Origin of the sequence: Altererythrobacter aquiaggeris, assembly GCF_037154015.1 — a bacterium.
Classification (GTDB): domain Bacteria; phylum Pseudomonadota; class Alphaproteobacteria; order Sphingomonadales; family Sphingomonadaceae; genus Aestuarierythrobacter; species Aestuarierythrobacter aquiaggeris.
Genome location: NZ_JBANRL010000001.1, coordinates 1,467,195 through 1,487,133 on the forward strand (window position 1 = coordinate 1,467,195; position 19,939 = coordinate 1,487,133).

The following is a 19,939-nucleotide window of genomic DNA, read 5'->3' on the forward strand; positions in this document are numbered from 1 at the left end:
CGTTGCTCCATTACGAGGATCTCGTGGTTGGCCAGAAAAGATCGTTTGGCCAATACCACGTTACTCTCGCGGAAGTTATCGATTTTGCGTCAAAATATGATCCGCAGCCTTTCCATCTTAACGACGAGGCCGCGGCGCAGACATATTTTGGCCGGATTTCTGCGAGCGGCTGGCACACCGGCGCAATGGTTATGCGGATGCTGGTCGATAATATGGCGGAACACCCGCAAGCCGCGCTGGGTTCACCCGGGTTGGACGATCTCAAATGGATCAAACCGGTTTATCCGGGTGATACGCTTCGCTGTGAAAGCGAGATTACCGAAAAACGCCGCAGCCGAACCAAACCCGGGTTGGGCATCTTCAAAAGCCGGGTGCACGTCTATAATCAGGATGATATTCTAGTGACATCGATGTTGTCCAACGGCCTCATAAAAGTCCGCAATCCCGACGCTTCGGCAGACTGAATCAGGGTTCGCAGCGCACGGTTCCGCGCTGTTCGAACACCACACGGTCGCTGCCGTCACGCAAGGTCATCGTTCCGTCATATTCGCCTGAATTATCTGGCCGGCCTGCGTCAGCCTCGCTTGTTTCAAGCGTCAGCGAATGGCGTTTTCCGTCAAATTTCCGGCGCAATCCGAAAGGCTGGCTTGCGCTGCCGGGATCCACGACCAGCCTCACGACTTCGCCGTCTATCTTAAGTATTGCCAGCGTATCATTGGTCAGCGCCAACGCTCCGTCCGCTGGCGGCGGGGCCAACATGGCACAGCCGCCACCGGAAAACTTTGCATCTGCCAAATCTGCCGCTGTCATGACTTCGGGGAATACCAGCTGCGCGGGAGGGGTCTGCGCCGCTTCAACCGCGGAAATGGCGGCCCTGTCACGCGCCTTTTGCTCGGCAGCGGTCAATTCGCCTTCTCCGCAGGATGCCAGCAGCGTCAGGCTGGCAATCGATACGCCCGTCAGGATTGCTTTAATGACGGCCAAACAGTTTCTCCACGTCGTCCATCGACAATTTCACCCATGTCGGCCGTCCGTGATTGCACTGGCCTGAACGCGGCGTGCGCTCCATCTCGCGCAGCAGCGCATTCATTTCGGCAACACTTAATGTACGCCCTGCCCTGACCGATCCATGACAAGCCATTGTTGCCAATACCAGATCCAGCCGCTCGCCAAGCAGCAATGCCTGGCCATTTTTTGCCAGATCATCGGCAATATCGGTCAGCAACGCGCGCGGATCGCCCGCTTTCAGCGAATGCGGGACCGCGCGCACCAGCATCGCCGAAGGTCCAAACCGTTCGATTACCAGACCATGTTTGGACAATGGGCCGATCTGTTCTTCCAGCCGGTCGCAATCAGGTTCCTCCAATTCTACAACCTCGGGCATGAGCAACGCCTGACTGCGTGAAACCGCGTCTTCTGCGCCCGCAGCTTTCAGGCGTTCGAGCACCAGCCTTTCGTGCGCAGCGTGCTGATCGACCAGCACCAGTCCGTCGGCAGATTCGGCGACGATGTAGGTGTTGGCAACCTGCCCGCGCGCAATTCCGAGCGGGTAATCAGCGGCCCCGGCATCGATATCCGTAGCCTGTTCCGCGCGGCCATACGGCATTGCCAGCGTATCGGCCTTGGGGCCCTGCCAAGGCTGGGCCGCTTCCGCCACACGCGTCTGCGGTGCGTTCCAGTCCCTCCCTTCGAAAATCGAGCGAAGGGCTGCGGGATGTTCGGGCTCAGTCTGCCAGCGGCCCATCGCAGCGGTATCGGGTGCCTGTACGCTGCGTCTATCGCCGGTGTCGAGCGCGCGGCGCAGACCCGACACGATAAATCCGCGAACGCCCTGCGGGTCGCGAAACCTGACTTCGGTTTTTGCCGGATGGACATTCACATCGACCTGCTCGGGATCGATATCCAGAAACAGCGCGAGCACGGCGTGCCTGTCACGTGCGAGCATATCGGAATAGGCACCGCGCACGGCACCTGTCAGCAGGCGGTCTTTCACTGGCCGGCCATTCACGAACAGATATTGATGGTCGGCAATCCCGCGGTTGTAAGTCGGCAAACCGGCAATCCCGGTCAACCGCATCCCGTATTTCTCGATCGCGATTTCAACACCGTTATCCTTGAGTTCGCGGGCGACAATCTGGGCTACACGATTGGTCAGCCCTTCTCCGCCCTGGACCGTAAAAATGGTCCTGCCGCCATGTTCGAAAGTAAAACCGATATCGGGACGCGCCATGGCAAGCCGGCGCATGACATCGTTACAGGCAGCATATTCGCTGCGCGCGGTTCGCAGAAATTTACGGCGAGCGGGCACTTTTGCAAATAATTGTTCGACGCGCACACGGGTGCCGGGCGGAATTGCCGCAGGACCATCATCGACGACTTCGGAATGATCGACCACCCGCCGCCAGCCCGTTTGCGCACCTCGCGGGCGGCTTTCGATCGTAAGCCGGGCGACACTTCCGATCGACGGCAGAGCTTCCCCTCGAAAGCCCAGCGTGGAGACTTGTTCGATGGCTTCGCCAGGCAATTTGGAGGTCGCATGACGCTCCAGCGCAAGCTCCAGCTGGCTGCGTTCCATGCCGCAACCGTCATCGGTTACCTCGATCCGGGTCAGCCCGCCATCGGCCAGTGAAACGGTGATCCGCGCCGCTCCGGCATCGATCGCGTTTTCGACAATTTCCTTGAGAGCCGCTGCCGGACGTTCGACCACTTCGCCTGCAGCAATGCGGTTCACAAGCGATTCTGGAAGACGGCGGATGAGCGGCATGGTCCGGTGTTAGCGGCGAACCGAAATCATTGCGAGGCGAGCAGTGGAAAAGCGTGCATATTTCCGCAGTATTTTTTGGCCTTTACCCACGCTATTCGTTAAGAGCGCAGCATCCCTGTCATCCTCGGGCGAGATTCCGCACTCATCGGCGCGGAACGCACCCGGTAACTATACGGAATAATTGGCGAATGAGCTTCTGGTCCAGTCTCTTTAACTTCGGTTCCAAAAACATGGCGATCGACCTCGGAACAGCCAACACGCTGGTCTATGTCCAGGATCAGGGAATCGTCCTCAACGAACCATCGGTGGTCGCCATCGAAACAATCAACGGGATCAAGCGGGTCAAGGCAGTTGGCGATGACGCCAAAATGATGATGGGCAAGACCCCCGACAGTATCGAAGCCATCCGCCCGCTGCGTGACGGTGTAATTGCCGATATCGAAATTGCGGAAGAAATGATCAAGCACTTCATTCGCAAGGTCCACGGCAAACGTAGCCTGTTCCGGTATCCTGAAATCGTCATTTGCGTGCCTTCTGGCTCGACCTCGGTCGAACGCCGCGCCATCCGCGATGCGGCATCCAACGCCGGCGCGAGCCAGGTTTATCTGATTCTGGAACCGATGGCTGCCGCGATCGGCGCTGATATGCCGGTGACCGAACCGGTCGGATCGATGGTGGTGGATATCGGCGGCGGCACGACCGAAGTCGCCGTGCTGTCACTGCGCGGTCTTGCTTATACCACATCGGTCCGCACCGGCGGTGACAAGATGGACGAAGCGATCGTTTCCTACGTCCGCCGTCATCACAATCTGCTGATTGGTGAAAGCACGGCCGAACGGATCAAGAAAGATTACGGCACCGCGATTGTCCCGGCTGACGGGATCGGGTTGCCAATTACCTTGAAAGGCCGCGATCTGGTCAACGGTGTGCCAAAGGAAATCACTATCAATCAGGCCAATATCGCCGAAGCCCTGTCCGAACCGATCGGCGCGATTGTCGAAGGTGTCCGTATTGCGCTGGAAAATACCGCGCCGGAACTTGCCGCCGATATCGTCGATCAGGGTATTGTACTGACAGGCGGCGGTGCGCTTATCGCCGGGCTGGACGAACATCTGCGAGAAGAAACCGGTTTGCCGGTCAGCATTGCCGAAGACCCGCTTTCCTGCGTTGCGCTGGGCACTGGCCGCGCAATGGAAGAGCCGATCTATCGCGGCGTCCTGATGACTGCATAATCGACAGGAGACCCTAACAGATGGCGCCATCATCATCACGGCGCTCCGGCTATTCGCGAAGGGCGCAATACAGCGTCTTCACCGGCTATGTTGCGGCAGGCATCGGCGCGCTTGTCGGCGCTGTTCTGCTGGTTGTCTCGCTTTGGCGGCCGACCTCGTTTCAGGCGGCCCGCACCAGCGTGGCAGATGTCGTCATGCCGATCGGCGAAGCCGGCGCTACCGCACGCAGCACCAGCGCAAATATTTTCGAGACAATTCAGGCTTATTACCGTGCCGGAAGCCGCAATGCCGAGCTCCAGCGCGAAGTCGATCTTGCAAGGGTGCGGCTTGCCGAAGCACAGGCGATCGAACAGGAAAATATCCGCCTGAAGGGATTGCTCGACCTGTCGGAAAGCGATGTCGAACCGATTGTGACCGGGCGCCTCGTCGGCTCCAGTGCGACGAGTTCAAGGCGGTTTGCTTATCTGGATGCCGGACGGACGCAAGGTGTGGCGCCCGGTATGCCTGTACGCTCGCCCAGTGGTATCCTGGGACGGGTGGTCGAAAGCGGCGACACCATTTCGCGGGTCTTGCTGTTAACCGATAGCGAAAGCGTTTTACCGGTCAGGCGCGCGACCGATGAAGTGGTGGCCTTTGCCGAAGGACGCGGCGACGGCACTGTGCGGATCAGGCTGGTCAATCTGGGTATCAACCCGCTCAAAGTAGGCGACGTATTCGTGACTTCGGGTGCCGGCGGGCTGTTCCGGCCCAATATCGCAGTCGCCGTCGCAACCGAAATTACGCCTGACGGGGCCAACGCCCAGGTCATCGCAGATCCCGTAGGCACGAATTTCGTGTCGGTGCAGCCGATATGGGAGCCGATAATTCTCGACCGTATCAAGCGCCCCATCGAAGAACAGCTTGATAATTGATGGCCGGCTTCAAGCCTTTTTCGCTTTCGAAGGACTATGGCCCGCGGCGGATCAACCGGGATGTCTCGCCAACACTGGCTACACTGATCCCGTGGGCCAGCGTTTTGCTGGCATCGGTAATCCCGCAGATCTGGTTGATCACAGGGATCCCCTTGCTGCCCCCGTTGGGATTTCTTGTCCTGGTTACATGGCGATTGTCGCGTCCGGGATTATTTCCGGTGTGGGCGGCATTTCCCCTGGGTCTGTGGGATGATCTGTTAAGCGGACAACCGCTGGGCAGCGCGATCTTGTTATGGTCGCTGGTCATGATTGCACTGGAGTTTATCGAAGCGCGTTTTCCGTGGCGGGGTTTTTTGCATGATTGGCTGACCGTCGCTGCTGTCCTGACTGCCTATCTTGTGACCGCGGCGCTGTTTTCGGGCGGAACCGGCGCATTGGACAGACTGCCGCTCGTCGTGCCGCAGTTATTGTTGTCGATCATCATCTTCCCGCTGATCGGCGCAATTGTGGCGATACTGGACAGGTTAAGACTGCTCAGGATACGGATAGTCAAATGATCTTCCGGCGAAAGGGGGGGAGCAATTTGCGGCTGAAGCAAATTGTCACCTCCGCCACATTGAAAGACAGTTTTAGCCGCCGCTCCATGATTGTGGGCGCGGTTCAGGGCGGCGTGGGATTGCTGCTGGCTGCGCGGATGACTTACATTGCGGTTGCCGAAAACGAAAAATACGAAATGGAAGCTGAAAGCAACAGAGTGAATCTGTCGCTGATTCCGCCCCGCAGAGGCTGGATCCTGGATCGTAACGGCTCGCCGCTTGCTTCCAACCGCGCCGATTTCAGAGTCGATCTGATCCCTGAACGTCTGACCGATCCGGGCAGGACGATTGATGCACTTGGATCGCTTTTGCAATTGGGCCCCGCCAAGGTTCAGGACCTCAAGGATAAAATCGGTGACGCGCGCGGTTTCCAGCCCGTCGAAGTCGCCAGCGGTCTGAATTACGATCAGTTTGCGGCAATCAGCGTCCGCCTGCCTGATATGCCCGGCGTGGTGCCCCAGCGCGGTTTTTCCCGGTTTTACCCTACCGGTCCGGCGGTCGGCCATCTGATCGGCTATGTCGGCGCAGCATCCAAGGAAGAATTTGAGGCCGATCCAAGCCCGCTTCTGGTTACTCCGGGATACAAGATCGGCAAGGACGGAATTGAGAAGCAGTATGAGAATACCCTGCGCGGGGAGCCCGGCGCCAGACGGGTCGAAGTAACCGCATCGGGCCGGATCGTTCGTGATCTGGAAACGCGAGACGATGTGCAGGGTAAACCGGTCAAGCTGACTATCGATGGTCCGTTGCAGGATTATGCATCGCGCCGCCTGGGCCTCGAGTCTGGTTCAGTGGTGGTCATGGACTGCGACACCGGCGACCTGCTTTGTATGGCATCCATGCCCAGTTTCGATCCGAACAGTTTTTCCGACGGTATCGGACGTCTTGAATACAAGATGCTGAGCGACGATGAACGGGTTCCGCTGCGGAACAAGGTGCTGAAGGGCCTTTACCCGCCCGGATCCACGGTCAAACCAACCGTCAGCATGGCTTTTCTGAAAGAAGGTCTGGACCCCGACGAGACTGTGTTCTGCGGCGGCGGCCTGCGCGTTGGCAACCGTGTGTTCCGTTGCTGGAAACGCGGCGGTCATGGCACGGTCAACATGGCGAAAGGCATCTACCAAAGCTGCGATGTCTATTTTTACCACTTCGCTCAGCGGTTGGGAATGGACCCGATTGCCGAAACCTGCCGTGATTACGGAATGGGGCAGGAATTTGACCTGCCCGTGCTGAGCCAGTTCTACGGAACCGTGCCCGACCCGGCCTGGAAGCTGAAAAAATATGACCGGGAATGGCAGGCATTCGACACGGTCAATGCGACAATCGGGCAAGGTTACATGCTTGCGAACCCGCTCCAGCTGGCGGTCATGGCGACCAGGCTGGCAACGTCCAACCAGGTCCAACCGCGGCTGTTGCCCAGCGCAAAAAAGCCGGTTTTCAAATCGATGGGTCTGACCGAGGAATACAAGGTTTATATCCGCAAGGCCATGAGCGATGTGGTCAACGGGCCGGGCACCGCAGGCCGCGGCCGTCTGCCGCTCGATGATGTGCTGATGGCCGGAAAGACCGGTACCGCACAAGTGGTGGGCCTGAACTTCTCGGACGGTAAAAGTGGGCCATGGAAATACCGCGATCACGGGCTTTTCATTTTCTTCGCGCCATTCGACAAACCCAAATACGCTGGTGCCGTAGTGATAGAACATGGCGGTGGGTCCGGTGCTGCCTACCCGATTGCGCGTGATGTGATGACTTTCATGTTCGATCCCCAGAAGGGGCTGGATGCGCTGTACGGTTTCGAAAAACAGTGGGGCGGAACAGCGCAGGAACGCCTCGACAGGAAATACGCCGCAATCGCCCGCGAAGCCGGCCAAGATGTGCCGCCAGCGCCGCGCCGTGATGAAGATATTTTCGATCAGGTCGAGGCCGAAGCCCGTGCGGCCGCGCTTCGCCCTGCGGAAATTGCAGATAAGGCGGTCACTCCCAGATCAGACGCGACCCCATCTGCTGCGGGCCCATCTGCTGCGGGCCCATCTGCTGCGGGCCCATCTGCGCCCTCCTCTGCGCCCTCCTCTGCCGGCCCTTCTGCCGCACCCGCAACTGTAACGCCCCGGGGTTATCCGCGGTGACCGGGGGAAATTCTGGCATCGTCCCGGCGCCGATCGCACGCTTGCCATGGATCGTTATCGCACCGCTTTCGGTGCTGGTGCTTTTTGGGGCCGCGGTCTTGTATTCGGCGGCCGGCGGATCGATGCAGCCATTCGCAAGCTCTCATCTGATCAGATACGGCGTATTCCTGATCATGGCATTGATCATGATGGTACTGCCACGCGATTTCGTTCGCTTCATTGCCTATCCTGCATATGGCGGAGTGCTGGTTTTGCTGGTGCTCGTCGAAATTCTGGGCGCGATGGGCGGCGGTAGTCAACGCTGGCTTGAACTGGGTTTCATGCGGCTACAGCCGTCGGAACTGATGAAACCGGTGGTCGTGCTTGTGCTGGCCCAATTCTATTCGACATTTCCTGCAGGAATGGTCCCTACCTGGCGGGCATTGGTCCCTGCCGGCGTGCTGATAGCCTTGCCGATGGCACTCGTGCTTGTGCAGCCTGACTTGGGGACCGCGCTGGCCATCGCGTTTGGCGGGGTCGTTGTCATGTTTCTCGCCGGATTACCGATACGCTGGTTTGTTGCTGCGGGCGCGGCAGCCGCAGCCGTAATACCGCTGGCCTATTTTTTCGCGCTTCAAGAGTATCAACAGCGCCGGGTAACCACATTCCTTGATCCCGAAAGTGATCCGCTGGGCGCTGGCTATCACATTACCCAGTCAAAGATTGCCATCGGTTCGGGCGGATTGACCGGAAAAGGCTTTGGAAACGGGTCGCAAAGCGGGCTGGACTATCTACCCGAACCGCATACGGATTTTGTGTTTGCGACAATGGCCGAAGAGTGGGGCATGATCGGCGGTTTTCTGGTCCTTGCCATATTCGCGATTGTCCTTCGCTGGGGTCTCGGCGTCGCAAGAAGATCGGGCGATCCTTTCGCGCGGCTGCTCGCCGCGGGAATGACCGCGACGATATTCTTTTACGTCGCGATCAATCTGATGATGGTTATGGGGCTGGCGCCGGTTGTAGGTATCCCCCTCCCCTTCATGAGTCACGGCGGGTCGTCGATGATGACCAACATGATTTGTGTCGGTTCGCTCATGATGGTGAACAACTGGAACAGGTCGCAGGCGCGCACCGGATTTGGCTGAACATCCCGGGCGGCGGCATTTGCCCCTTCCCACTGCGAAAACAGTCGCTATATGCAGCGCCTCACCGCCGCGGACGCGATTCGATATCGCCTCGCCGCGTCGTGAACGGACGCATAGCTCAGTTGGTAGAGCAGCTGACTCTTAATCAGCGGGTCCTTGGTTCGAACCCAAGTGCGTCCACCATTCACGCCAGTTTTGCAGCGACAGTGCTCCTACATTGCCGGGCGCCGCAGCGGAAAACCGTACCGGAAAACATTGTGACCTTCCGATTTGGCGTAGTAAGGCCGGATCGACTGGGGAAACAATGGCAGCGCCAAAACCATCTTATTACACCGGCGATCTTTACGGCGAACTCACGCTGCTGGAAGACGCACCTTCAAGAACGTCTCGTGCGGCCCTGTTACCGGGCTTCACGATTTGCGCGATTGCCAGCATGGCGGCGGCCTTTCTGGGCCAGACTTACGGTGCCCCGTTAATCCTGATGGGTCTGTTGATCGGTCTGGCGCTGAGTTTTGTGTCGCAGGACGTGCGCACCCACAGCGGGCTCGACTTTGCATCACGCACGATTTTGCGCGGCGGTATCATTCTGCTCGGCTTGCAAGTGACGCTGATGCAAATTGCCGAACTGGGCGCGGCGCCATTTGCCGCTCTGATTGTGGTCATGGTGGCAGCCATGGCTGGCGGTCTGCTGTTTGCCCGAATGGTGGGACAACCGTTTGAAGGCGGATTGCTGGCGGGCGGCGCGACGGCGATTTGCGGCGCATCGGCTGCGCTCGCCCTGTACGGGGTAATCGGGCAGAAAAAAGTCAGCCAGGCCCAATTTGCCGTAACCTTGGTGGGTGTTTCGCTGGCCAGTGCCGCGGCGCTTTCGACATATCCCGTACTGGCCGCCTGGCTCGACCTTACAGATCAGCAAGCAGGCTTTCTGACAGGTGCATCGATTCATGATGTCGCACAGGCGATCGGCGGCGGCTTTGCCGTGTCTGACTCCGCCGGCGCGTATGCCACTGTCGTCAAACTGGCGAGAGTAGCGTTGCTCGCTCCGATTGTGGCTATCGCCGCACTGGTGTTAAGGCGCAGGGCCAAAGCGGCAGATGATCAGCAGGAGATGCCAAAGCTGGCCCTGCCGGGATTTATCATCCTGTTTCTGATGGTGCTGGTGGTCAATTCGCTGGTGTCTCTACCACCTCAGGTCGGGCAATACGGCTTGATCGCATCCAAGACGATGCTGCTGCTCGCTGTCACAGCCACGGCGATGCGTTCAAGACTTGATCTGCTGCTCGAAACCGGTTGGCGAACAATTGTGCCGGTTTTTGGCGCTACATTTGCCTCGTTGGTAGCCGCGCTCGCACTGCTTCCGCTGATCGGCTGATACGCGGTCAGATTACCCAGTCGAATTGCGCCTCGAATTTGTCGAGCTCCGCCAGATCGGCACGGTTCGTTACCATGCTACGATATAGGCGCCGGATCGTGTCACTACCGGTTTTTTCACACAGCCAGGGACAGACCGCGTGAAGCAGGCAGGCCAATCCGCCGCCAATCATCGACAGACCAAATCCGGCAGCGTGCGCCAGATGCTGACCGTATGTTTCGCCGATACTCCTTGGATGGTGCGTAAAGATATTCATGTTCGCTCCGTTGATTCTACGCCTGTCATAGCGGATCGGAACGCCCATGTCCCGGGCAGCGGCTGGGCCACGCCGGCAGTTTCAAATGTGATCATATTTACATATCACACTGCAATGTGATAGGTGGCCCGCCATGAACACACCTACCATCCACAAAGTCCGCCAGATCATTGCCGAAGGCAAGGTTACCCGCGCCGGTCTTGCACGCGCTGCAGGGCTTCACGCCAATACACTTCGCGATTGCACCGATGACGGCTGGAATCCCACGGCCGAAACATTGGGCAAGCTCGACCGGTTCCTCGCGGTAAATGACGAACGCGTGGTGCTGGTCCCGATCGAGGAAATTATCGACGAAGCGCGCAACGGACGGATGTTTATTCTGGTCGATGACGAGGACCGCGAGAACGAGGGTGACCTGATCATACCCGCGCAAATGGCAACCCCCGACGCGATCAATTTCATGGCCACACACGGGCGCGGCCTCATCTGTTTGTCGCTTGGACGCAGCCGCGTCGAAACCCTCGGGCTCGAACCGATGAGCAGGAGCAACCGTACGCGGCATGAAACAGCCTTCACCACATCCATCGAAGCACGCGAAGGTGTGACAACGGGTATCAGCGCAGCCGACCGCTCGCGGACGATTTCGGTGGCAATAGATTCTGCCAAGGGCGCCGATGATATCGTCACTCCGGGCCATGTATTCCCCCTGGTCGCGCGCGAGGGCGGCGTGCTTGTACGCGCGGGCCATACCGAGGCGGCGGTCGATATCTCGCGCCTTGCCGGGCTTAATCCGTCGGGTGTCATTTGCGAAATCATGAATGATGACGGTTCGATGGCGCGGCTGGAAGATCTGGTGTCATTCGCCAAGATCCACAATCTCAAGATCGGCACAATCCGCGACCTGATCGAATACCGGCGCAAGAACGATCACCTCGTCGAACTGGTCAGCGAGAGCGGGCTGACATCGGATTACGGCGGCGAATGGCGCGCGATGACTTATCGCAATGTTATCAACGGTGCGACACACGTCTGTTTGCAAAAGGGGCACGTCGATCCCGACAGGCCTACCCTAGTCAGGATGCACGCCATTTCGATTTTCGACGACGTTCTGGGTCAAAGTGGTCCCAAGAAGCGCACCCTCCAGCGTTCGATGGGTGCCATCGGCGATAATGGCAGCGGTCTGATTGTCCTGATCATGCCCGATAAGCCCGAACATCTGCAGGCCGAAATCGGCCGCGAAAAGCCGGGCGAGGGTGAATTGCGCGATTATGGTATCGGCGCGCAAATTCTGGTGGACCGCGGCGTCACCGATATGGAACTGCTTAGCAACTCACACCGTAATGTGGTGGGGCTGGAAGGTTATGGCCTGAAAGTCACCGGCACACGCGCAATTCCCGAATAAGGATACGACAATGGCAAAATTCCTCATCGTGGAAGCGCGCTTTTACGACCATCTGAACGACATGCTGATCGCCGGTGCCCGTGCCGCGCTTGAAAGCAAGGGTCACGAAACCGAAGTGCTCACTGTTCCCGGTGCGCTGGAAATTCCGGCTGCCATCGCGCTTGCTGCCGAGAGCGGGCAATATGACGGCTTCGTCGCCATCGGCGTCGTCATCCGCGGTGAGACGTACCACTTCGAAATCGTCGCAGGAGAAAGTGCACGTGGCATTATGGCGCTGACTATCGACGGGATCGCCGTGGGCAACGGTATCATCACGGTCGAAAACGAGGCGCAGGCGCTTGCCCGCGCGGACATGGCGCGCAAGGACAAGGGCGGCGAAGCTGCTGTGGCCGCGATGGCCCTGCTCGATCTGCAAAACCGCTTCGGCGTTTAAGTCGCGATCACCATCCGAGAACGCGCCCGAGGACCGACAGAGAGCCCGTCGTCAGGTTCGGCCTCGACAACGTTTCTGTCATGTCAGGCAATCGTGCGGCGCCGAGCCGAAAATATTGTGACGGCGTGGGCGTGCGATTAACGCGTCAATTTTCCAAAGCAAGCATGGCCCGCATAAAGCGCGCTGCCGCCCAGTTCTGCTTCTATCCTGATCAGCTGGTTATATTTTGCCAGCCGGTCCGAACGCGCGAGCGATCCGGTTTTGATCTGCCCGCAATTGGTTGCAACGGCGAGATCGGCAATCGTCGCGTCTTCGGTTTCGCCTGAACGATGCGACATGACGGCAGTGTAGCCTGCGCGGTTGGCAATGCTGACCGCGTCCAGCGTCTCGCTAAGCGTGCCGATCTGGTTGACTTTCACCAGCAGCGAATTCGCGAGGCCCTGATTGATGCCATCGGTCAAACGCACCGGATTGGTCACGAACAGATCATCGCCGACCAACTGGACCTTATCGCCGATCATGTCGGTCAGCGCCTTCCAACCGGCAAAATCATCTTCCGACATTCCGTCCTCGATCGACATGATCGGATAGGCATCGCACAGATCGGCAAGATACCGCGCCATCTGATCGGGCGAGAGCGAAATATTCTCGCCAGAAATTTCGTATTTCCCGTGACTGAAAAATTCCGTCGCGGCGCAATCCAGCGCCAGCACCACATCTTTGCCAGGCGTGAAGCCCGCTTTCTCGACAGACCGCATGATGAAATCGAGCGCATCGCGCGTCGATGCCAGATCGGGTGCAAATCCGCCTTCGTCGCCAACAGCTGTTGCCAGCCCTTTTTCGCTCAGGCCAGCTTTTAGCGTGTGAAAGATCTCTGCGCCCCAGCGCACCGCTTCCGCGATACTGCCGGCGCCAACCGGCATGACCATGAATTCCTGGATATCGATAGGATTATCAGCGTGTTCGCCGCCATTGATAATATTCATCATGGGCACGGGCAAACTGTGTGCGCCAACCCCGCCAACATAGGAATACAGCGGCAATCCGCGTGCATTTGCAGCAGCCTTGGCAACCGCCAGACTAACGCCAAGTATCGCATTTGCGCCCAGTTTGGCCTTGTTGGGCGTGCCATCCAGATCGCGCATCGCCATGTCGATATCGCGTTGGTCTTCGGCATCCAGTCCCAGCACCATATCGGCGATATCATGGTTTACCGCAGAGACTGCCTTGAGCACACCTTTGCCCAGATATCGGTCCTTGTCACCGTCGCGCAATTCGACCGCTTCATGCGCGCCGGTCGAAGCACCCGAGGGGACCGCCGCACGCCCGAAACTGCCGTCTTCGAGCAGAATGTCCACTTCGACAGTCGGATTGCCCCGGCTATCAAGAATTTCGCGGGCGTGGACATCGATAATGGCGGTCATTGGCGGGGATTCTCCGATTGTTGCTGCGTTGCGGTAGAAATGTGCCTCGCGGCTCCCTAAATTGAGGAACAATGGCAGGCAAGCCACGTTCTTCAAGTAAGAGCCTGGCAGGGCACGCTTGTCAGGCGAGAATTGAAAGTGCCCGAGAGGCAAAAAGGATAACAATGACAATGGCCGATACCACTGCACCCACACCCAAACCGCGCAAGCCGCGCATCACTACCGACACCCCCGCCACGGTGATCAATACCACGGCGATCGAGTCGGACAACCGCGCCGAAGCGAAAGCCAAATTCGGCGCTGCAATCGAAGAAGCCAAAGCCGGTGCCGCTGCATTGCGTGCCGAAGCTGCCGGCCAGGCCGGTCGCTACCGCGACAAGGCCAAGGGACAGTCGTCCGAACTTATCGCAGAAGCGAAAGAATACGGTGCGCAGGCAAAAACCAAAGCCGGCGAACTGGCGGTCGATGGAAAGGCGAAAGCCAGCGATGCGATCTCCAGCCTTGGCAAATATGTTGCCGACAATGCGTCGGTTGTCGATGAAAAGATGGGCGAAAAATACGGCGACTATGCCCGGAATGCATCGCGCACCTTGCAGGAAACCGCAGCCAAACTCGATGCAAAAAGCGTCGATGAAATTGGTGAAGACGCACGCGAATTCGTGCGCAAGAGCCCCGGCGTTGCGGTCGGACTTGCGGCGGTTGCCGGGTTCCTGATTTCGCGTCTGTTTCGCGGCGGTTCGAACTGAACCACGCCGCACTGCCCACGCAAGAAGGGAAACCGGCAATGGCGGAGCATAGCCTCGCCGACATTGATGCCGATGACCATCCGGATAACGAGCCGCAGCTACGCGGCTCGTTACTGGATGATGTTGCCGCGACCATCGATGACGGCAAAACCTATATCGAGGCCGAACTGGCCTATCAAAAGTCGCGAGCGGCATTTGCGGCAAACAAAAGCAAATCAGCCATCGGCTTTGCTCTTGCGGGGTTCGCCATGCTGCATATCGCGTTGATTGCACTGGTTGTCGGCCTGGTTTTCGCGCTTAGTCCGCTCATCACGCCGCTGGGCGCCACCGCCGTTGTTTTCGGCGGACTGGTCATTTTGGGCGCACTGTCCATTCGCCTGGCAGTCGGCAAAGCGCGCACGATAAAACACGCGTTCAGGAGCGAAGAAGCATGAGCGAGGTGCATGCAAGGCTGGCCGAAGACCGCGCAATTCGCGATGCGGCGCGCGCCGTTTTCACAGCCGATCTCGCAAATCTGAAGGATGACATCAAGGACCGCGGTGTCGGCGCGAGAATGAAGGACCGAATTGGTGAAACCGCAGCAGACATGATGGAAGAAGCGGTAGATATGGCCGCCGAAAACAAGGGTTTGCTGGGCGCACTGGGTGCGGCATTGGCGCTGTGGTTCGGACGGTTCCCCATTCTCGTTGCGCTGGGATTGGCAGAGGCCGAGGATAGCGGCGAAAACCACGACTATAATTCAGGAGCAGAAGATGACGATTGACGAGAAGCGCGACGAGTTGCGCCAGAAAATTGAAATTGCCGAAAGCCGCCAGAAAGCGCGCGAAGCGACAATGTCCGAACGTGCCACCGAAGCTGCCGGGACCGCGAGGGATTTCGCTAAGAACCACCCCGTCGCAACCGTCCTCGGCGGAATTGCTGCCGGCTTGTTGATCGGTTCGATGTTCAAGGGTGGTCGCCGGATCGGCGCGCAGGCCGGACGTCGCGCTGGCGGGTTTGCCTCGTCCGCAGGCCGGATCGGAATGTCCTTTGCTCGTGACGCCATGCTGACCGCAGGCGCGGCAGCGGTTGCCGGCAAAGACACGCTCGAGGATTTGGGCGACGGCGCGGGCAGCGCGGCGCGCAATCTGAAGCGCGGCGCGGCTTACAAGCTGGGCAGCACATCCGATACCGCACGCGCATTGACCCGCAAGGCAAGCCGCAGCGCAAGCCGTGCGGTTCGCGACGTTCGTGGCCGCATCGGGAAATAACCTGCCTTTGAACGGGCTGATTTAGCTAGTATGGCGTCAGCGATTATCCGCACGAAAATACGGGACTGAAGATGGCCGACACACAATTACTGCATCTGGTGATGGGCGGACGGGTGACCGATCCGCGGGGTATGGAATTTCAGGATCTGAAAGACCTGCACACTGTCGGTTATTTCGCCAATTTCGATGATGCCGAACAAGCGTGGCGTTCATGGGCACAGCGCACGGTTGATGATGCCGAAATGAAATATGTCATCGTCCATCTGCACAAGTTGCTCGAACCGAAACTTCCGCCGGTCTAACCAGAAAAGCCCCGCATCACTGCGGGGCTTTTTATATCTGGATCGCACTGTGTCCGTTGACCCGCCGCAACCGTTGCGGTGCGGCCGAAATCAGATGAATTCGATTTTCTCGATCATATAGGCCTTGTCGCCCGAAGGAACAGTCACTTCCACTTCCTCACCCTTGGAACGGCCGATCAACGCGCGGGCCAGCGGCGAACTGTAGGAAATACGCCCGCTGCCAGCGTTGGCTTCGGTTTCACCCACGATCTGATATTTCACCGGTTTGTCGTTATCGTCGAGCAAAGTGATGGTCGCACCAAACACCACCCGGTCGCCCGACAGCGTCTTGGGGTCGATAATCTGCGCGCGCGTGACCTTGCTTTCGATATCGCCGATCATCGCCTCTACCTGGCCCTGACGTTCCTTTGCGGCGTGATATTCTGCGTTTTCGGACAAATCGCCGTGCGCGCGTGCTTCTTCGATGGCATCGACAATTTTCGGCCGTTCGGCGCGCAATTGCTTCAGATCAGCCATCAATGTGTCATAGCCCTCAGCGAGCATCGGCACCTTATCCATCGGTAAATCCTGTCTTTTCAATCGCTTTGTGTGACAATCCAAACCTTGGCCGTTCCCTGCGGGGGAAAGACTGTCCGGCTCTGAATGTCGGGAAGACGTGTTAGTTCGAACTATAATAGTCCTGCAACGACCGGACTTCAAGCTGGCTCGCATCAACCGTTGCAATTGCCTGCGCTGCAGCAAGCGATGCGGCGGCCGTGGTATAGTACGGAAGTTTGGCCGCGAGCGCGGAAGCGCGGATCGATTTGCTGTCCATCATGGACTGCCAGCCTTCAGTCGTGTTGAACACCAGCGCGACTTCCCCATCGACCATTTTATCGACAATATGCGGGCGCCCTTCGGCAACCTTATTGACCCGTTCGACGGCCAGACCGGCTTCGGCGAGATAGGCCTGCGTCCCGCCCGTGGCGATAATACTGAAGCCCTTGTCGATCAACTGTTTCACCGCGGGCAATATCACGGGCTTGTCGCTGTCTTTCACCGATACGAAAACCACGCCTTCGGTTGGCAAGGTAACGCCCGCGCCCATTTGCGATTTGAGGAAGGCTGTGGGGAAATCGCGGTCGATCCCCATCACTTCGCCGGTGGATTTCATTTCAGGCGAAAGCGCGGGGTCCGAACCAGGGAAGCGCGCGAAGGGGAAAACGGCTTCCTTCACCGCCATATAATTCAGCTCACGCTTGATCGGCGGTAAATCGGCAAGCATTTCGCCTGCCATGACCCGCGCTGCAAATTTCGCTACCGGCTGGCCGATGGCCTTGGCGACGAAGGGCACCGTGCGGCTGGCGCGCGGATTGACCTCGATCAGGTAAACCTCTTGCCCTTCCGGGCCGTCCTTCACCGCGAACTGGATATTCATCAGCCCGCGCACCTTGAGCGCGAATGCGAGCAATTCCGCCTGCCGCTCCATTTCTGCGATAATGTCGGCGGGCAGACTGTACGGCGGCAAAGTGCAGGCACTGTCGCCCGAATGCACACCGGCTTCCTCGATATGCTGCATGACACCTGCAATAACCACCTGTTCGCCGTCGCACAGCGCATCGACATCGCATTCCACCGCATCGCGCAGATACTGGTCGATCAGCACCGGGCTATCGCCCGAAACCTGCACCGCAGTGGTGATATAATCGTCGAGCTGTGCGACCGAATCCACAATTTCCATCGCCCGCCCACCGAGCACGTAGCTGGGGCGCATCAAAACGGGAAAGCCGATGCGGTTTGCGACTGCAACGGCTTCGTCACGGCTGCGGGCGATCCCATTGGCGGGCTGTTTCAGCTTGAGCTGATCAACCAGCTTGGCAAAGCGTTCGCGGTCTTCGGCCAGATCGATCGCATCGGGCGATGTGCCAAGGATCGGGATGCCAGCATCTTCGAGCGTTTGCGCCAGTTTGAGCGGTGTTTGCCCGCCAAACTGCACGATCACGCCGACAAGTTCGCCCTTGCTTTGCTCAACCCGCAGAATTTCGAGGACGTCTTCGCCCGTCAGCGGTTCGAAATACAGCCGGTCGCTGGTGTCGTAATCGGTGCTGACCGTTTCGGGGTTGCAGTTGATCATGATCGTTTCGTAGCCTGCATCCTCCAGCGCGAAACACGCATGGCAGCAGCAATAATCGAATTCGATCCCCTGCCCGATGCGGTTTGGCCCGCCGCCCAGGATCACGATCTTGCGGCGGTCGCTCGGGTCGGCTTCATTTTCGGGTTCGCCAAAGCTGGGCGCTTCGTATGTCGAATACATATAGGGCGTGATCGCTTCAAACTCTGCAGCGCAGCTGTCGATGCGCTTGTAAACCGGATGCACGCCGAGCTTGTGGCGCAGCGCGCGCACCTCTTCCTCGCTTGTCGCGCCGGCCATCGCGCGCAACGCATCATGCAGCAGGCCGGAACGTTTGGCCTGCGTTTCGCCAAGCCCGCCCGCAACATGAACCGACCGGACCGCCAGCGTGGCCAGCCGCTTGTCGGAAAAACCCATCGCTTTCAGCTTGCGTAGCCCGGCGGCATCATTGGGCAGTCCGTCTTCGGATATCAGCTTCTCCGCGGCGATGATTGCTTCGATCTGGCGCAGGAACCAAGGGTCGAAGCTGGTGACGGTGTTGATGTCTTCCACACTCATCCCCTCGCGCATGGCCTGGGCGACGTGCAGCAGCCGGTCGGGCGTGCGCTTGGACAATGCGCCGGTCAGCACATCACGGCTGGCGCCTTCCAGTTCGATAACCCGGTTGAAGCCGTCGAGGCCCGTCTCCAGCCCGCGCAGCGCCTTTTGCAGGCTTTCCTGAAAGTTGCGGCCAATCGCCATCACTTCGCCGACCGATTTCATGGCCGTGTGCAGGTTGTTTTCCGCGCCCCTGAATTTTTCGAAGGCAAAGCGCGGAATTTTTGTGACCACGTAATCGATAGTCGGTTCGAAACTGGCGGGCGTCGCGCCGGTAATCTCGTTCTCGATTTCGTCCAGCGTGTAACCGACCGCAAGTTTTGCAGCGACGCGCGCAATCGGGAAACCGGTGGCTTTGGATGCCAATGCGGAAGACCGCGAAACGCGCGGGTTCATTTCGATCACGATCAGCCGGCCATCCTTGGGATTGACCGCGAACTGGACATTGGAACCGCCCGTTTCCACCCCGATTTCGCGCAGCACCGCAATGCTGGCGTTGCGCATGATCTGGTATTCCTTGTCGGTCAGCGTCAATGCGGGGGCAACCGTGATGCTGTCGCCTGTATGCACACCCATCGGATCGACGTTTTCGATCGAGCAGATGATGATGCAATTGTCGTTGCGGTCGCGGACCACCTCCATCTCGAATTCTTTCCAGCCGAGCAGCGATTCCTCGATCAGAACTTCGGTGGTGGGGCTGGCATCCAGCCCTTCGCGCACGATGCTTTCAAATTCGGTCTTGTTATAGGCGATACCGCCGCCGGTACCGCCCAAAGTGAAGCTGGGCCGGATGATTGCGGGCAGCCTGGTGCGCTCCAGCACTTCAAAGGCTTGCTCCACGCTATGCGCGATGCCGCTGCGCGCACTTTCGAGGCCGATGCTGTCCATCGCTTCGCGGAATTTCTGGCGGTCTTCGGCCTTGTCGATAGCCTCCGCATCGGCGCCGATCATCTGGACGCCGTATTTTTCGAGCACACCCATTTTCTGCAACGATAGCGCGCAGTTCAGCGCCGTCTGCCCGCCCATCGTGGGCAGCACCGCATCGGGCCGCTCCTTGGCGATGATCTTGGCGACAATCTCGGGCGTAATCGGCTCGACATAGGTCGCATCCGCCATATCGGGATCGGTCATGATCGTCGCAGGGTTCGAATTGACGAGGACCACGCGGTAGCCCTCCTCCTTCAGCGCCTTGATCGCCTGCGTGCCCGAGTAATCGAACTCGCACGCCTGCCCGATGATGATGGGGCCTGCGCCAATGACGAGGATCGAGGAGATGTCAGTACGTTTGGGCATA

At 58.7% G+C, this 19,939-nt stretch carries 20 protein-coding genes and 1 tRNA gene; 15 read left to right on the plus strand and 6 right to left on the minus strand.

The features are described from left to right. Nucleotides 1-2: 2 nt before the first annotated feature. The gene (locus WFP06_RS07175; protein WP_336987659.1) at nucleotides 3-464 is read left to right on the plus strand and encodes a MaoC family dehydratase; all 462 of its coding nucleotides are present in this window, start codon (nucleotides 3-5) and stop codon (nucleotides 462-464) included. Between the two features lies 1 nt (nucleotide 465). Here WFP06_RS07175 and WFP06_RS07180 read toward each other — a convergent pair whose 3' ends face one another. Beyond that, nucleotides 466-984 carry a hypothetical protein gene (locus tag WFP06_RS07180; protein ID WP_336986535.1) on the minus strand — a complete coding sequence of 173 codons (519 nt, stop codon included), beginning with the start codon at nucleotides 982-984 and terminating at the stop codon, nucleotides 466-468. Continuing rightward, complete coding sequence (mutL, locus tag WFP06_RS07185; protein WP_336986536.1) at nucleotides 971-2,764, minus strand: DNA mismatch repair endonuclease MutL; 1,794 nt, start codon at nucleotides 2,762-2,764, stop codon at nucleotides 971-973. The genes WFP06_RS07180 and mutL overlap by 14 nt, the downstream gene beginning before the upstream one ends. 188 nt (nucleotides 2,765-2,952) lie before the next feature. On the opposite strand from mutL, the gene WFP06_RS07190 reads away from it, so the two are divergent. The 7 genes from WFP06_RS07190 (at nucleotide 2,953) to WFP06_RS07220 (ending at nucleotide 10,125) form a co-directional block, all read left to right on the plus strand. Further along, nucleotides 2,953-3,996, plus strand: coding sequence for a rod shape-determining protein (locus tag WFP06_RS07190; RefSeq protein WP_336986537.1), 1,044 nt, complete (start codon nucleotides 2,953-2,955; stop codon nucleotides 3,994-3,996). Between the two features lie 20 nt (nucleotides 3,997-4,016). Then, nucleotides 4,017-4,907, plus strand: coding sequence for a rod shape-determining protein MreC (mreC, locus tag WFP06_RS07195; protein ID WP_336986538.1), 891 nt, complete (start codon nucleotides 4,017-4,019; stop codon nucleotides 4,905-4,907). Beyond that, on the plus strand, nucleotides 4,907-5,464 hold the full coding sequence (gene mreD, locus WFP06_RS07200) for a rod shape-determining protein MreD (RefSeq protein WP_336986539.1): 558 nt from the start codon (nucleotides 4,907-4,909) through the stop codon (nucleotides 5,462-5,464). The genes mreC and mreD overlap by 1 nt, the downstream gene beginning before the upstream one ends. Beyond that, on the plus strand, nucleotides 5,461-7,629 hold the full coding sequence (gene mrdA, locus WFP06_RS07205) for a penicillin-binding protein 2 (protein WP_336986540.1): 2,169 nt from the start codon (nucleotides 5,461-5,463) through the stop codon (nucleotides 7,627-7,629). The genes mreD and mrdA overlap by 4 nt, the downstream gene beginning before the upstream one ends. Before the next feature lie 17 nt (nucleotides 7,630-7,646). Next, a complete protein-coding gene (gene rodA / locus WFP06_RS07210; protein ID WP_419716243.1) occupies nucleotides 7,647-8,753 on the plus strand; it encodes a rod shape-determining protein RodA in 1,107 nt (368 codons plus the stop codon). Between the two features lie 107 nt (nucleotides 8,754-8,860). Next, nucleotides 8,861-8,936 (plus strand) — tRNA-Lys (locus tag WFP06_RS07215). A gap of 121 nt (nucleotides 8,937-9,057) precedes the next feature. Next, complete coding sequence (locus WFP06_RS07220) at nucleotides 9,058-10,125, plus strand: YeiH family protein (protein WP_336986542.1); 1,068 nt, start codon at nucleotides 9,058-9,060, stop codon at nucleotides 10,123-10,125. Nucleotides 10,126-10,132: 7 nt separating this feature from the next. Here the strand turns inward: WFP06_RS07220 and WFP06_RS07225 are convergent, their stop codons facing one another. After that, complete coding sequence (locus WFP06_RS07225; RefSeq protein ID WP_336986543.1) at nucleotides 10,133-10,381, minus strand: DUF6356 family protein; 249 nt, start codon at nucleotides 10,379-10,381, stop codon at nucleotides 10,133-10,135. A 133-nt stretch (nucleotides 10,382-10,514) separates the two neighbouring features. Between WFP06_RS07225 and ribB the strand changes: the two genes are divergently transcribed. Further along, complete coding sequence (ribB, locus tag WFP06_RS07230) at nucleotides 10,515-11,783, plus strand: 3,4-dihydroxy-2-butanone-4-phosphate synthase (protein WP_336986544.1); 1,269 nt, start codon at nucleotides 10,515-10,517, stop codon at nucleotides 11,781-11,783. A 10-nt stretch (nucleotides 11,784-11,793) separates the two neighbouring features. Beyond that, nucleotides 11,794-12,216: a 6,7-dimethyl-8-ribityllumazine synthase gene (gene ribH / locus WFP06_RS07235; protein ID WP_336986545.1), complete on the plus strand. Its 423-nt coding sequence runs from the start codon at nucleotides 11,794-11,796 to the stop codon at nucleotides 12,214-12,216. 137 nt (nucleotides 12,217-12,353) lie between these two features. On the opposite strand, the gene eno is transcribed toward ribH, so the two are convergent. Continuing rightward, nucleotides 12,354-13,640: a phosphopyruvate hydratase gene (eno, locus tag WFP06_RS07240; RefSeq protein WP_336986546.1), complete on the minus strand. Its 1,287-nt coding sequence runs from the start codon at nucleotides 13,638-13,640 to the stop codon at nucleotides 12,354-12,356. 170 nt (nucleotides 13,641-13,810) lie between these two features. On the opposite strand from eno, the gene WFP06_RS07245 reads away from it, so the two are divergent. The 5 genes from WFP06_RS07245 (at nucleotide 13,811) to WFP06_RS07265 (ending at nucleotide 15,938) form a co-directional block, all read left to right on the plus strand. Beyond that, on the plus strand, nucleotides 13,811-14,386 hold the full coding sequence (locus tag WFP06_RS07245; RefSeq protein ID WP_336986547.1) for a hypothetical protein: 576 nt from the start codon (nucleotides 13,811-13,813) through the stop codon (nucleotides 14,384-14,386). A gap of 38 nt (nucleotides 14,387-14,424) precedes the next feature. Beyond that, a complete protein-coding gene (locus WFP06_RS07250; protein ID WP_336986548.1) occupies nucleotides 14,425-14,820 on the plus strand; it encodes a phage holin family protein in 396 nt (131 codons plus the stop codon). Beyond that, nucleotides 14,817-15,149 (plus strand): hypothetical protein, encoded by a 333-nt coding sequence (locus WFP06_RS07255; RefSeq protein WP_336986549.1) that lies wholly within the window; start codon nucleotides 14,817-14,819, stop codon nucleotides 15,147-15,149. Before WFP06_RS07250 ends, WFP06_RS07255 begins: the two co-directional genes overlap by 4 nt. After that, entirely contained in the window at nucleotides 15,139-15,636 is a 498-nt protein-coding gene (locus tag WFP06_RS07260; protein WP_336986550.1) for a hypothetical protein, read from the plus strand. Before WFP06_RS07255 ends, WFP06_RS07260 begins: the two co-directional genes overlap by 11 nt. Before the next feature lie 71 nt (nucleotides 15,637-15,707). After that, complete coding sequence (locus WFP06_RS07265) at nucleotides 15,708-15,938, plus strand: DUF4170 domain-containing protein (protein ID WP_336986551.1); 231 nt, start codon at nucleotides 15,708-15,710, stop codon at nucleotides 15,936-15,938. 90 nt (nucleotides 15,939-16,028) lie between these two features. Here WFP06_RS07265 and greA read toward each other — a convergent pair whose 3' ends face one another. After that, entirely contained in the window at nucleotides 16,029-16,496 is a 468-nt protein-coding gene (greA, locus tag WFP06_RS07270; RefSeq protein WP_336986552.1) for a transcription elongation factor GreA, read from the minus strand. A 100-nt stretch (nucleotides 16,497-16,596) separates the two neighbouring features. Next, nucleotides 16,597-19,938, minus strand: coding sequence for a carbamoyl-phosphate synthase large subunit (gene carB / locus WFP06_RS07275; protein ID WP_336986553.1), 3,342 nt, complete (start codon nucleotides 19,936-19,938; stop codon nucleotides 16,597-16,599). Nucleotide 19,939 lies beyond the last annotated feature (1 nt).

What these genes read in the sequence shown, in the direction of transcription:
- mutL (WP_336986536.1), bottom strand. Translation starts at nt 2,764, where the DNA reads ATGCCGCTCATCCGCCGTCTTCCAGAATCGCTTGTGAACCGCATTGCT.
- WFP06_RS07190 (WP_336986537.1), top strand. Translation starts at nt 2,953, where the DNA reads ATGAGCTTCTGGTCCAGTCTCTTTAACTTCGGTTCCAAAAACATGGCG.
- mreC (WP_336986538.1), top strand. Translation starts at nt 4,017, where the DNA reads ATGGCGCCATCATCATCACGGCGCTCCGGCTATTCGCGAAGGGCGCAA.
- mreD (WP_336986539.1), top strand. Translation starts at nt 4,907, where the DNA reads ATGGCCGGCTTCAAGCCTTTTTCGCTTTCGAAGGACTATGGCCCGCGG.
- mrdA (WP_336986540.1), top strand. Translation starts at nt 5,461, where the DNA reads ATGATCTTCCGGCGAAAGGGGGGGAGCAATTTGCGGCTGAAGCAAATT.
- WFP06_RS07220 (WP_336986542.1), top strand. Translation starts at nt 9,058, where the DNA reads ATGGCAGCGCCAAAACCATCTTATTACACCGGCGATCTTTACGGCGAA.
- WFP06_RS07225 (WP_336986543.1), bottom strand. Translation starts at nt 10,381, where the DNA reads ATGAATATCTTTACGCACCATCCAAGGAGTATCGGCGAAACATACGGT.
- ribB (WP_336986544.1), top strand. Translation starts at nt 10,515, where the DNA reads ATGAACACACCTACCATCCACAAAGTCCGCCAGATCATTGCCGAAGGC.
- ribH (WP_336986545.1), top strand. Translation starts at nt 11,794, where the DNA reads ATGGCAAAATTCCTCATCGTGGAAGCGCGCTTTTACGACCATCTGAAC.
- eno (WP_336986546.1), bottom strand. Translation starts at nt 13,640, where the DNA reads ATGACCGCCATTATCGATGTCCACGCCCGCGAAATTCTTGATAGCCGG.
- WFP06_RS07245 (WP_336986547.1), top strand. Translation starts at nt 13,811, where the DNA reads ATGGCCGATACCACTGCACCCACACCCAAACCGCGCAAGCCGCGCATC.
- WFP06_RS07250 (WP_336986548.1), top strand. Translation starts at nt 14,425, where the DNA reads ATGGCGGAGCATAGCCTCGCCGACATTGATGCCGATGACCATCCGGAT.
- WFP06_RS07255 (WP_336986549.1), top strand. Translation starts at nt 14,817, where the DNA reads ATGAGCGAGGTGCATGCAAGGCTGGCCGAAGACCGCGCAATTCGCGAT.
- WFP06_RS07260 (WP_336986550.1), top strand. Translation starts at nt 15,139, where the DNA reads ATGACGATTGACGAGAAGCGCGACGAGTTGCGCCAGAAAATTGAAATT.
- WFP06_RS07265 (WP_336986551.1), top strand. Translation starts at nt 15,708, where the DNA reads ATGGCCGACACACAATTACTGCATCTGGTGATGGGCGGACGGGTGACC.
- greA (WP_336986552.1), bottom strand. Translation starts at nt 16,496, where the DNA reads ATGGATAAGGTGCCGATGCTCGCTGAGGGCTATGACACATTGATGGCT.
- carB (WP_336986553.1), bottom strand. Translation starts at nt 19,938, where the DNA reads ATGCCCAAACGTACTGACATCTCCTCGATCCTCGTCATTGGCGCAGGC.